Annotated in this window: 9 protein-coding genes; 5 read left to right on the plus strand and 4 right to left on the minus strand. The window is 69.9% G+C overall.

Going from position 1 to position 12,017, the window contains the following annotated elements; all coding sequences use genetic code 11:
• Positions 1-57: 57 nt before the first annotated feature.
• From PV396_RS11750 to PV396_RS11760, 3 genes are read right to left on the minus strand one after another with little or no spacing between them, the layout of a single operon-like run.
• A complete protein-coding gene (locus PV396_RS11750; RefSeq protein ID WP_319203379.1) occupies positions 58-1,278 on the minus strand; it encodes an FAD-dependent monooxygenase in 1,221 nt (406 codons plus the stop codon).
• A complete protein-coding gene (locus PV396_RS11755) occupies positions 1,279-2,226 on the minus strand; it encodes a dioxygenase (RefSeq protein ID WP_319203381.1) in 948 nt (315 codons plus the stop codon).
• Positions 2,227-2,252: 26 nt separating this feature from the next.
• On the minus strand, positions 2,253-3,404 hold the full coding sequence (locus PV396_RS11760; RefSeq protein ID WP_319203384.1) for a maleylacetate reductase: 1,152 nt from the start codon (positions 3,402-3,404) through the stop codon (positions 2,253-2,255).
• Between the two features lie 77 nt (positions 3,405-3,481).
• On the opposite strand from PV396_RS11760, the gene PV396_RS11765 reads away from it, so the two are divergent.
• Entirely contained in the window at positions 3,482-4,315 is an 834-nt protein-coding gene (locus PV396_RS11765) for an IclR family transcriptional regulator (protein WP_319203386.1), read from the plus strand.
• Between the two features lie 460 nt (positions 4,316-4,775).
• The gene (locus PV396_RS11770; RefSeq protein WP_319203388.1) at positions 4,776-6,164 is read left to right on the plus strand and encodes an aromatic acid/H+ symport family MFS transporter; all 1,389 of its coding nucleotides are present in this window, start codon (positions 4,776-4,778) and stop codon (positions 6,162-6,164) included.
• Positions 6,165-6,600: 436 nt separating this feature from the next.
• Here PV396_RS11770 and PV396_RS11775 read toward each other — a convergent pair whose 3' ends face one another.
• On the minus strand, positions 6,601-6,960 hold the full coding sequence (locus tag PV396_RS11775) for a hypothetical protein (RefSeq protein WP_319203390.1): 360 nt from the start codon (positions 6,958-6,960) through the stop codon (positions 6,601-6,603).
• A gap of 48 nt (positions 6,961-7,008) precedes the next feature.
• Here PV396_RS11775 and PV396_RS11780 point away from each other — a divergent pair, with 48 nt between their 5' ends.
• The 3 genes from PV396_RS11780 to PV396_RS11790 all read left to right on the plus strand — a co-directional run bounded on the left by PV396_RS11780 (position 7,009) and on the right by PV396_RS11790 (position 11,903).
• Positions 7,009-7,449 carry an Lrp/AsnC family transcriptional regulator gene (locus PV396_RS11780; RefSeq protein WP_319203392.1) on the plus strand — a complete coding sequence of 147 codons (441 nt, stop codon included), beginning with the start codon at positions 7,009-7,011 and terminating at the stop codon, positions 7,447-7,449.
• Between the two features lie 77 nt (positions 7,450-7,526).
• Positions 7,527-10,499 (plus strand): aminotransferase, encoded by a 2,973-nt coding sequence (locus tag PV396_RS11785; protein WP_319203394.1) that lies wholly within the window; start codon positions 7,527-7,529, stop codon positions 10,497-10,499.
• A gap of 111 nt (positions 10,500-10,610) precedes the next feature.
• Positions 10,611-11,903 (plus strand): helix-turn-helix transcriptional regulator, encoded by a 1,293-nt coding sequence (locus PV396_RS11790; RefSeq protein WP_319203396.1) that lies wholly within the window; start codon positions 10,611-10,613, stop codon positions 11,901-11,903.
• The last annotated feature ends 114 nt before the right edge of the window (positions 11,904-12,017 follow it).

The raw sequence follows: 12,017 nt of genomic DNA on the forward strand, positions 1-12,017 counted from the left end.
CCGGCAAGGCTACCACCGCCCCTGGCCGGCCCGTCGCCGTTCGCCGGGGAAGTGGGCTCAGCCGGCCGCCATTGCTTCCCGCACGGACAGCTCGGCGTCGTGCCCGTAGATCCATCCGTTGTGGGCGAAGGGGTCCGCGCTCGAGAACGAGGCGTCCCTGGCCTGCTGAGCGGGGCCGTCGGGCAGGTGGTTGCTGTCTGCCCTGCCCCGGCTCATCTGCTGCACCCTGGTGGCGCGCGGGCGACGTACGCCCTCGTAGCGGCTGAGCGCTGCAGCGGGGTCTTCCGGCCGGGCGGCGAGACAACCCGCCAGGACGGCGGCGTCCTCCATCGCCTGTGCCGCTCCCTGGGCGAAGAAGGGGAACATCGGGTGTGCCGCGTCGCCGAGCAGTGCGACCGGTCCCTTCGTCCAGCGGGGCAGCGGGTCCCGGTCGAGCAAGGCCCACCGACCGGTGCGCTCCGCGGCCGCGAGGAGTGCTCGCAGGTCGTCGGACCAGTCGGCGAACTCGGCGCGCAGGTCCTCGATCCGCCCCTCGGCCGACCACGATTCCGTCGTCCAGTCGTACGCCGGCCCGAAGGCGACGATGTTGATCTGTCCGCGAGCGGAGATCGGGTAGTGGACCAGGTGGCGGTCGGGGCCGAGCCACAGCGTCTGGACCGGGCGGCGAGCGAACTCCGGTGCTTTCTCGGCCGGTATGAGGCATCGCCAGGCGCAGATGCCGGAGAACCGGGGTGAGCCCGCCTCGGTCACGTAATGTCCCACGGTGGTGTGGACGCCGTCGGCGCCGACGACCACGTCGGCGACCTCCCGTGCGCCGTCGGTGAACGCCAGCTCCACACCCTCGTCCAGTCGGCGCAGGCCGGCGAGCCTGGACCCGAGCCGCAGCGACGCCTCGGGGACCGCGGCCCGCACCGCGGCGAGGAGATCGGCTCGGTGCGCCACGTAACTCTGCTCTCCGAAGCGCCGTTCGCACTCCTCACCGAGTGCCTGGGAGAACAGCACGCGCCCGTTCTCCCAGCGCCGGAACTCCCACCCGATCCGCAGCGGCACCGCCCGCTCGCGGAAGCGGTCGAGCTGGCCGAGGCTGCGCAGCAGCCGCACGGCGTTCGGGGAGACGACGAGGCCGGCGCCGACCTCGGTGAGGGCGGGCGCCTGTTCGTACACGGTCGCCTCGATCCCGGCCCGGTGCAGGAACGCCGCGGTGGCGAGACCGCCGATTCCGCCGCCGACCACGGCCACCCGCGGGCCGGGCGCTCGTCTGTTTGTCTCGTTGATCATTCACCGGCTCCTGTCGGCTGAAGGAAGCCCCGGCCCCGTGGCGTCCGCGGGAGCGAGGACGATGTCGAAGCGGACACTCGACCAGGACCGGCCCCCGAGATCGCGGCCGTCGGGAGCGGGCGTGCCCGCGGGATGCTCCACGAAGTCGTGGACGAGCGAGTCCTTGACCCCGAACACGGCGTCACTGCTGAGGAGTTCGTCGCCGCGGACGAAGATGTGGGTGATCAGGGTTCGCTTGCCTTCGGCGCGGACGTCGAAGTGCAGGTGCGAGGCACGCATCGGGGAGCGGCCCACCGCGGCGAGCAGCGCGCCGACCGGACCGTCGTGCGGGATCGGGTACGGGGTCGGAGTGATCGCCCAGAACCGGTAGTCGCCCCTCTCGTCGCTGAACAGATGGCCCCGCGCCGCGGTGCGGTCGTCGTCGTACTGGACGTCGTAGAACCCGTCCTCGTCGGCCTCCCACACCTCCAGGCGGGCCCCCGGAACCGGTTTCCCGTCGGTGCCGGTGACCATGCCCTCGACCCAGCACGGCTGTCCGGCGGCGCCGAAGGACATGTCGCCGCCCAGCGGGATCTCGGGTGAGCCTTCGACGAAGAACGGGCCGAGCACCGTCGCCTCGGTCGCGTTCGCGTACGCCTCGTTGTTGATCGCGATCGTCTGCATGGACGCACCGAGCACGTCCGACAGCAGGATGAACTCCTGCCGCTTGTCGTCGGTGATGTGCCCGGCCGCGGTGAGGAACCGGATCGCTGCCTCCCACTCCGCCTCGGTCAGCCGCACCTCACACAGAAAAGCATGCAGGTGCCGGGTCAGCGCCCGCATCAGCTGCTTCAGCCGCGGGTCCTCGGTGGTCTCGAACGAGGCCACGACCTTGTCCACCAGGGCCTGCTCACGTGCCTGCTGCTCGGCGGCCGGCTGCGCGGCCGCCCCGTTCGTCTCACTCCCCATGAGTTCTCCTCGTCATCGCGTCGTGGTCATCGAGTGGTGGTGGTCGAGTCGTCGGTCGTCGCGGCGGTCATCGTTCGCGGGTCCGCACCCCGCCATGCCGCACGGAGCAGGCGCTGAACGTCCTCGGCCGTCACCGAACGCGGATTGCCGTCGGGTACTACGTCCAGGACCGCTTGCACGGCGTCGTCGGCCTCGGTCTCCCGCAACCCGTAGTCGCGCAATGCCTTCGGCGCGTCCACTTCACGCCGGAGCCGTTCCAGCCCGTCGAGCGCCGAACCGGCACCGAAGGCGGCCGCGATCCGTTGTTCGGCCTGCGGGGCGGCGGGTGCGTTGAACGCCAGCACGTAGGGCAGCACCACCGCGTGGGTCTGGGCGTGCGGCAGCTCGTACCTGCCGCCCAGGACATGGCAGATCTTGTGATGCAGTCCCGAACCCGCCGACGAGAACGCCACCGCGGACAGGTACGTCCCGTACAGCGTCTGCTCGCGGCCCGGAAGACCGGCCGGGTCGGCGACCACAGCGGGCAGCCCGGCGGCCAGCGCGCGAATCCCCTCTCCTGCCAGCGTCTGATCGATCGGGTCCACGCGGGGGCCCCACATCGCGTCCACGCAGTGCGCCAGCGCGTTCAGCCCCGACGCGACACTCATCGGCACCGGCAAGGACACGGTCAGCGTCGCGTCGTACACGACGGAGCACGGCAGGACCCGTGCGTCGACTCCGGTGCTCTTGCGTGCCTGCTCGGTCAGACCCCAGACGCTCGTGGCCTCCGAGCCCGCGTACGTGGTGGGGACGGCGACGATCGGCAGCCCACTGGTCAGCGCGATCGCCTTCGCCAAGCCGGTGGTGGAACCACCACCGACGCTGATGAGCAAATCCACCCGGTGTTCGGCCGCCGCGGCGCGGGCCCGCTCGGCCACCTCGACGGGAACGTGCATCACCACTTCGTCCCACCGCAGTACGACCGGCAGATCCGCGGTGACCGTCTGCGCCGGCTCAGCCTCCGTGGCTGCGGCGATCACCATCACCCGCGAGGCACCGAGCCGCTCCGCCTCGGCCCGTACCCGTGCCGCCGCCTCACCCGAGGCGAAACAGACCCGCTGGGGCAGGCTCTCGTGATTGAACCGCAGAAACGGCTGCGACTCGGCGCCATGGTCGCCGCCCTCCATCGTCCCGGTCATGCCCATGTGGACTCCTTTCGGCCGTCGGACTAGGAGAGAGTCCGGGCCGGACACCACGACGGTCAGTACGATGTCCGTTGAACGGACACCTTCCTGCCCCCCGCAGCCGCCAACCGGAGAATGACGGAGGCGGAAGGCCCGCCAACACGGCGAAAGGAACCGCCACGGCCAACAGCAAGGACCCCGGCCGCACGGTCACCTCCCGGGCCCTGGCGATCCTGGACGCGTTCACGCAGGACCACCCGGAGCTGGCCCTCGCCCAGATCTGCCGCCTCACTGGCCTCCGCCACTCCACCGCCCACCGGCTGGTCGGCGAACTCACGGCATGGGGAGCACTGGAACGCCTGCCGAGCGGCACCTACGTCATCGGCCTGCGCCTCTGGGAGTTGGGCACGCTCAACCCGCGGGGACTGCCGCTGCGCGTCCGGGCGATGCCCATCATGAAGGATCTGCACGCCGCCACACGACAGCACGTGCAGCTGGCCGTCCTGGACGGTGCCGACGCCCTCGTCGTCGAGAAGATCTCCGCTGCGGGAGCTGTTCCGGTGGTGTCCCAGGTCGGGGGACGGCTGCCCCTTCACGCCTCCGCCGTCGGTCAGGTGCTGCTGGCCCACGCCGGCGAGGCTCTGTTCACCGAGGTCGTGCGGGACGGCCTGGCCCGCTTCACGCCCAGGACGATCACCGATCCGGCCACACTGCGTCTGACGCTGGCGGAGTGCCGTCGGACCGGTGTGGCGGTCGTACGCGAAGAGATGAGCGGGGACGCCTATTCGGTGGCGGCGCCGGTCACCGACGCGAAAGGCCGCGCGGTCGCAGCCCTGTCCGTGGTGGGCGCCGACGCCCGAACACACCTGCTGGTACCGGCTGTCGTGCTGGCCGCCCGCGGTATTTCCCGGGGTCTGGGCGCCTGAGACGTCCACCCCCGAATGCGCATATACCTGATGTGCATACACCTACCCCTTCGAGTGATGCGCGCCTGACGTCGGCCCGGGACTCCCGAGCCGCGACCCAAATGTGAGCACGCGCCGCACCCCAACTGGGGTGTCAAACGATTTCCAGCTCACACGCGCCCACCATCGAGCGGCATCCCCCGCCCCGCCCGCACCGCATACCTCACCGCCGTTTCCTGTACGCAACCCTTTACAGCCCCTCAATAGTGTGCACACTTAGCGGTGCAAGACGAGCTGTAGGCGATGCAGTCAGGGCATCGCCTCAACGAGGCTCGGTGATCCGGGCTGCGTGTGCCCGCAGCCTCCGTGCCCGTGCCCCTGCACGGCTCCGGTCGGCCTGCGACTGCCACCGACGAACCCACGCACGCCGCATTCAACGCACGAGTGACCCCACCGACAAAGCCCAGTGAGAGGAACTGTCATGCACGAAGAGAGCCGCGGAGGAAGTGGCGGCAAAGCCACCTGGCCTCCGGTGACCTTGCTGGTCCTCGCGATCTGTGGGATCGCCATCGTCGCCGACGGATACGACGTGGTCATTTACGGCGCTGTCATACCGTCCCTGCTCCACGAGCACCGGTGGGACCTCACCCCTGCCGGTGCCGGTCTGATCGGTTCCTTCGCTCTCATCGGCATGCTCATAGGGGCCACGACCGTGGGCACGCTCACCGACATACTGGGCCGGCGCAGGATGCTGATCAGCTGTCTGGCCTGGTTCTCGGTGATGACCGGCCTGTGCGCGACCGCCACCTCCCCGGAGGTGTTCGGCATCTTCCGGTTCCTCGCCGGCCTGGGCCTCGGTGGCGTACTGCCGACCGCCTCCGCGCTCAGCGGTGAGTACTCGCACCCCAAGGCACGCAACCTGGTCTTCGCGATCATCTTCAGCGGCTTTCCCGTGGGCGGCATCATCGCCGCCTTCACCGGGATGTTCGTGATACCCCGGTTCGGTTGGCAGGCGATGTTCCTGCTCGGCCTCGTCCCGCTCGTCCTGATCGTGCCGGTGGCCCTGAAGTTCCTGCCCGAGTCGATCGCCTTCCTCCAGGCGAAGGGCAGGCACGCCGAAGCGGAGAAGACAGCCCGGCGCTGGAACATCCCTGTGGGAGACACCCAGAAGGCAGTTCCCGCGTCGGCGCAGGCTCCCACCGGAACCGACTCGGACGGCATGTCGCCGGTGAAGGCCCTGCTCTCACGCAACTACATTCTGGCGACCCTGTGTTTCCTGGTGATGTCCTGCCTGTGCCTGTTCATGATCTACGGATACAACACCTGGCTGCCGGAGATCATGCGCCGGGCCGGCTACTCCTCCGGTTCCGCACTCGGCTTCCTGCTCATGTTCAACCTCGGCGCTGTCGTCGGCCAACTCCTCATCTCCCTGGCCGCCGACCGGCTGGGCTCGAAGCCGATCATCGTCACGACCTATCTCCTGGCCGGCGTGGCCGTGATTCTGCTCAGCCTGCGGCTGCCCACGGCGGTGCTGTACGCGGCCGTCGCGCTGGGCGGTGTCGGGGCCATGGGGACGCAGACGTTCGTCCTCGCCTACGTCTCCAAGTACTACCCGGTGCGGATGGGCGCCACCGCGATGGGCTGGGCGCTCGGTTTCGGCCGCATCGGCTCGATGCTCGCCCCGCCCCTGCTCGGGCTCATCATCGGGGCGGGAGTGGCGCTCCAGTGGAACTTCTACGCCCTCGCCGTCCCCGGCATCCTCGGTGCCGCACTGATCGGACTGGTTCCCCAGGCCCCCGGCGACGGAGCTCCGGTGGCAGCATCGCGCGCGGACGAGACGACGGTGCGCTCCCTGCCTGAGCCGACCTGAGCAGCGGACTCAAGTCCGTGAGGCGCTCGTAGTCGAACCAGTCGAAGGGAACGGTTCCAGCCGAGGTCCACGGACCGATGAGCCGCCGGTGAAGCCGCCGACGACCACCTCCGTGGACAGGCACCGGCCGTCGAGCGACGACGAGCTCGACGAACGTGCCCTCGGGTCGTCGAGCGGCTCTTCGCTCGCTGGTCAACTGCGTGCGAGCCGTGTACCACCAGCAGACGAAGAACCTGCTGGTGTCGTACTCGCCGAAGAAGCTGGGCTTCTTCCAGAGGCACGAAAAAAGGCGCCTGAACTGGGCTTTTGCCCACCAGGCGCCTTCCTCTCGGCCCACCCAGAGCACGGACCGACCTACGCCATAACTCCCAGTTCCTCCCACCGCTGTCCCGCTCCTGACCAGTACTTCCGGACCAGTCACGGACCAAACCCCGCCTCACCCTTCAGACTCCGCGCTCTGGCTGACGCGGTCCCACTCCTGCATGGACTCCTCAATGAGGCGGTTGGCCTGCTCTCGAACGCCGTCCCGGAACGTGGCGTAGTGGCGGAAGAGGACCTCGATACCCTGGCCCGCGCGACGAGCGCACTCGGCAGGGTCCACACAGGCGGCCGCTTCCACAAGCGCCCGCAACGCGAGGTGTACGAGCGTCCGTTCGCCCCGGCGGAACAGGCGTCCACCGCCTGACCCGCCGCACGGCAACCTGCGGCCGGCCAACAATGGATCGAGCCTGCCCACCCACGCGTGATTCAACATCCAGAACACGCGTTTCGAGTGCTGCGGGAAGTCATTGCGCACGATTCCATCGCATGGTTTGCTGCTTGAGCACATCGGGAGGTGAGGACTGTGGACGAAATCGACGGGGCGATCCTTCGGGAGTTGCAGGCGGACGGGCGGATCCCGTACGCCGACCTCGGGCCGAAGGTCGGGCTGTCGCCCTCGGCTGCGCGCCAGCGGCTGCAGCGGATGATCGACGCCAAGGTGGTGCAGGTCGTCGGGGTCACCGACCCGATGAGCATGGGCGGGCAGGCCATGGCCCTGCTCGGCCTACGCGTGGACGGTGATCCCCGTGCGGTGGCCGACGAGCTCTCACGCCATGACGAGGTCGTCTACGCCGTGCTCACTTCCGGCACCTTCGACCTGTTCGCGGAGGTCGTGTGCCGCCGTCCGCATGACCTGCTGGACTTCGTCAACGACGTCGTGCGCCCCGTCGAGGGCATCGCGGCGGTGGAGAGCTTCCCGTACTTCGGGATCCACACCCACCGTTTCCTGTGGGACGTCACCTGAGCACGTCGGCCTGATGTCACGAGTGGCCGGCCGTCATGCATTCATCCCCTCTCCTTCCCAACAGCCGAGGATCCGGCATGACGTACGACAAGTCACCCACCGTCGATTTCTTCACCCACGAGGCCCTGCCGGCCCCGCGGCTGACGGCCGACGAGGCCGGCCGGATCGCCGCCGAGCACTTCGGTCTCACGGTCCGGGCCGAGTCACTGGGCAGCCAGCAGGACGCCAACTTCCTGCTGACCGCACAGGGGACGCCCGTAGCGGTTCTCAAGATCGCGAACCCGGCTTTCACCGCGACCGAGATCGACGCCCAGGACATGGCCGCCGACCTGATCGCCGACAGTCAACCCGGTCTGCGCCTGGCGACCGTACTGCGCGACGCAGGGGGCAAACGCCGGATCGCCCTCGTGCCGGCCGACGGCGGCCCGGTCACTGCCCGCCTTCTGCGGTACCTGCCCGGTGGGACACTCTCGGGCCCGCGCCATCTGTCTCCCCGGACGGTTGCGGCCATGGGCCGCGTCGCGGGCCAGGTGAGCAACGCCCTCCGGTCCTTCGAGCATCCGGGGCTGGAGCGGGTCCTGCAGTGGGACCCCCGCCACGCGGACCGAGTGGTCGCGCGACTCCTGGACCACGTCGCAGAGGCCGAGCGCAGGTCTGCCGTACTGGCGGCGACCACGGATGCCTGGGCCGCTGTGGTGGAGGTCGCCGACCGGCTCCCTCGCCAGGCCGTGCATCTGGACCTCACCGACGACAACCTGGTCCGCTCCCCCGACAGCACCCTGCCGCTGCCCGACGGGATCATCGACCTGGGTGACTTGACGGACAGTTGGGCCGTGTGCGAGCTGGCTGTATCGCTGTCCTCGGTTCTCCACCACGACGGCGTGCAACCGCACAACGTCCTGCCCGCAGTCCGCGCCTTCCACGAGATCCGCCCGCTCTCCACCTTCGAGGTCGCCGCTCTGTGGCCCCTGGTCGTACTCCGGGCGGCCACCCTTGTGGTCAGCGGCCGTCACCAGGCCGCCGTCGACGGCGACAACGCCTACGTCCATGCCGCCCTCGACCGGGAGTGGCGCATCTTCCAGCAGGCCACCGCCGTACCGACCGCGGTGATGACCCACCTGATCACCGAGGCGCTCGGCCTGATCCACGACCGGGTCACCCCGGCAGAGCCCGCACTTCCTGTGCTGGCCGAACTGGACCCCGCGGGTATCGCAGTGCTCGACCTGTCCGTCGGGTCCGACACCACGGACCACGGCGCCTGGCTGGCCGAAGCAGCCGACGACCACCTCGCAGCTGCCCTGCTCTCCGAGGGCGCTGCCACCGTCGCCACCCACTACGGCCAGGCGCGGCTCACCGCGGCCCCGGCCCTGTCCACCGCCTCACCCGCCACCATCGCCACCGGTGTCGACCTGTGGCTCGACGGCCCCGCCGTCCTGCAGGCGCCAGGCGACGGCGAGTTGCTCGCGGCAGTGCCCGGCCACGCGGCCGTCACGTTCGGCCCCCACGTGCTGCACCTGTCCTTCCCCGACACCGTCGCCCCCATCCCGCCCACTGACATTCCCCTGCGCGCAGGTGAACCGCTGGTCGCCCTGCCCGCAGGCGCCCGTGTCCACGTCTCGCTGCAGGAGCCCGGCGCACCCACGGTCCCGGCGCTCGTGCGGCCCGAGTACGCCGCCGGCTGGCTCGCGCTCACCGCCGATCCCACCCCGCTCATCGGGTTGCCCGCCGCCGGTAGCGCGCCGGATGGCGACCTGCTCGCGCGGCGCGACGCCGTATTCGCCACGGTCCAGGAGCACTACTACGACAACCCGCCGCGCATCGAACGCGGCTGGCGGCACCACCTGGTCTCCACCGAGGGCCGCTCATATCTGGACATGGTCAACAACGTCACCCCGCTCGGCCACGCCCACCCCCGCATCGAACAGGCGGTCGCGCGGCAAGTGCGCAAGCTCAACACCAACTCCCGCTTCCACTACGCCGCCGTCGTGGAATTCGCCGAGCGCCTCGCCGCGCTGCTGCCCGACCCACTGGACACGGTGTTCCTGGTCAACTCGGGCTCCGAGGCGGTCGACCTGGCGATTCGGCTCGCCATCGGCGCGACCGGGCAGCACGAGGTCGTCGCCCTGCGAGAGGCCTACCACGGCTGGACCTACGCTTCCGACGCCGTCTCCACCTCCCTCCAGGACAACCCCAACGCACTCGCCACCCGCCCGCGCTGGGTCCACACCGTCGACTCGCCCAACTCCTACCGGGGGCGTTGGCGCGACGAACAGGCCGGCAACTACGCCCCCGAGGCTGTCCAGGTGATCGACAGGATGGCCGCCTCCGGTCACCCGGCGGGCGCCTTCCTCAGTGAGTCCTTCTACGGCAACGCCGGCGGCGTCGCCCTGCCCGACGGCTACCTCCAGCAGGTGTACGCGGCGGTGCGGCGACATGGGGGACTCGCCATCGCCGACGAGATCCAAGTCGGTTACGGCCGCCTGGGCAGCTGGTTCTGGGGCTTCGAGCAGCAGCAGGTCGTCCCCGACGTCGTCTGCGTCGCCAAGGCCATGGGCAACGGCCATCCCCTCGGCGCCGTCATCACTACCCGCGCCATCGCCGACCGCTATCGCGACCAGGGCTACTTCTTCTCCTCCACCGGCGGCAGCCCCGTCTCCAGCATCGCCGGCCTCACCGTCCTGGACACCCTCCGGGACGAGGACCTCCAAGGCAACGCCGTGCGCACCGGCGCCCGGCTCAAGGACGGGCTCCAGGCTCTCGCGACCCGCCACGGAATCATCGGCGCCGTCCACGGCTCCGGTCTCTACCTCGGTCTCGAACTCGTCCGTGACCACACCACTCTGGAACCCGCCACCGAGGAGACCGCCGAACTCTGCGACCGCATGCTCGACCTCGGTGTCATCGTCCAGCCCACCGGCGACCACCTCAACATCCTCAAGATCAAGCCGCCGTTGTGCATCGACCCCACCGCCGTCGACTTCTTCACCCACACCCTCGACCGTGCCCTCACCGAACTCGCCCACGACGGCACAAGTGAGCACACCCCCTGAGCGACACCGGAGTTCCTCGCTTCCGCGTCGGGGGCCGAGGATGCCTGCCTAGCGCGAGCCATCTTGGACCGCTGATCAGCATGTTTTCTTGTAGGTGAAAGAGGCTTCGCGATGGGACGTCCCGAACTACCGGTCGACCCGGCAGCCGGTCCCGTGCAGCGACTGGCCCACGATCTTCGGGAGCTGCGTTCCTCGGCGGGGGGCGTGTCGTATCGGACCATGGCGAAGAAGGCCGGCTTCTCGGTGACGACCCTGGCGAAAGCGGCGAGCGGCGAGCGACTGCCGTCGTTGGCTGTGTTCCAGGCGTACGTCCGGGCATGCGGGGTGGATCCCGCTCCGTGGGAGGCACGGTGGGCGGAGGCCGAGGCGCTGGTTGGAGAGGGAAGGCAGGAGGATGCCGACGCCGCACCGCCCTTCCGTGGCCTCGCACGTTTCGAGCCGGACGACCACGCGCTGTTCTTCGGCCGGGACCGACTGATCGACGAGCTGAGAGAGCCGGGGTGCGGGTCCCGTTTCGCCGTGGTGTTCGGGGCGTCCGGCAGCGGCAAGTCCTCTCTGCTGCGGGCCGGTCTGATCCCCCTGCTGCGGGAGAAGACCGCGCAGGAGGGGAATCAGGCGGTGCTGCGGATCCTCACCCCGGGAGCTCGGCCCGCTACGACCTACGGACATCTGCTGACGCCGAAGGCCGACGATCCGGAGAGCTGGGTGGTGGTGGATCAGTTCGAGGAAGTCTTCACTCTCTGCCGCGAACGCGCCGAGCGGGACCGCTTCCTCGACCTTCTGCTCACCGCGCGCGACCCGGAAAGCCGACTGCGCGTGCTCATCGCCGTACGTTCCGACTTCTATGCGCGGTGCGCCGAGCACCCGCGACTGGCGGAGGCGCTGCACGGGAGCGGGCTTATGGTCAGGTCCATGACCGCCGACGAACTGCGCGAAGCGGTGATCGGTCCCGCGCAGGCGGCCGGGCTCATCGTGGAGCGGACACTGACCGCACGGATCGTCGAGGACGTTCTCGACGAGCCCGGCGGACTGCCGATGCTGTCCCACGCCCTGTTGGAGACCTGGCGGCGGCGCAAGGGACGGATGCTGACCCTGGCCGCGTACGAAGCGGCCGGCGGGGTGCGCGGCGCGATCGCGGTCAGCGCCGAGGAGGCGTACGGAGAACTCTCACCGGCGCAGGCGCACGCTGCCCGGCACCTGCTCCTGCGGATGGTCGAGCCCGGCCAGGGCAACGCCGACACGCGCCGCCCGCTCAGCTGGGAGGAGATGGCGGGATGGGAGGACCCCGAAGTACGAGCCGTCACCCGGCGGCTGACCCAGGCGCGGCTGCTGACCAGCGACGACGGCGGAGTGCAGCTCGCCCACGAGGCGCTCATCACTGGCTGGCCGCGGCTGCGCGAGTAGATCGACACGGACCGGGAGCGGCTGCGCCACCACCGGCAGCTGACCGATGCCGCCCGCACCTGGCTGGAGCACGACCGCGACCCGGGCACGCTCTACCGGGGCACCCGCCTGGCG

Source organism: Streptomyces sp. ME02-8801-2C (assembly GCF_033793965.1).
In the GTDB taxonomy this organism is placed as follows: domain Bacteria; phylum Actinomycetota; class Actinomycetes; order Streptomycetales; family Streptomycetaceae; genus Streptomyces.

What these genes read in the sequence shown, in the direction of transcription:
- PV396_RS11760 (WP_319203384.1), bottom strand. Translation starts at nt 3,404, where the DNA reads ATGACCGGGACGATGGAGGGCGGCGACCATGGCGCCGAGTCGCAGCCG.
- PV396_RS11790 (WP_319203396.1), top strand. Translation starts at nt 10,611, where the DNA reads ATGGGACGTCCCGAACTACCGGTCGACCCGGCAGCCGGTCCCGTGCAG.
- PV396_RS11755 (WP_319203381.1), bottom strand. Translation starts at nt 2,226, where the DNA reads ATGGGGAGTGAGACGAACGGGGCGGCCGCGCAGCCGGCCGCCGAGCAG.
- PV396_RS11750 (WP_319203379.1), bottom strand. Translation starts at nt 1,278, where the DNA reads ATGATCAACGAGACAAACAGACGAGCGCCCGGCCCGCGGGTGGCCGTG.
- PV396_RS11770 (WP_319203388.1), top strand. Translation starts at nt 4,776, where the DNA reads ATGCACGAAGAGAGCCGCGGAGGAAGTGGCGGCAAAGCCACCTGGCCT.
- PV396_RS11785 (WP_319203394.1), top strand. Translation starts at nt 7,527, where the DNA reads ATGACGTACGACAAGTCACCCACCGTCGATTTCTTCACCCACGAGGCC.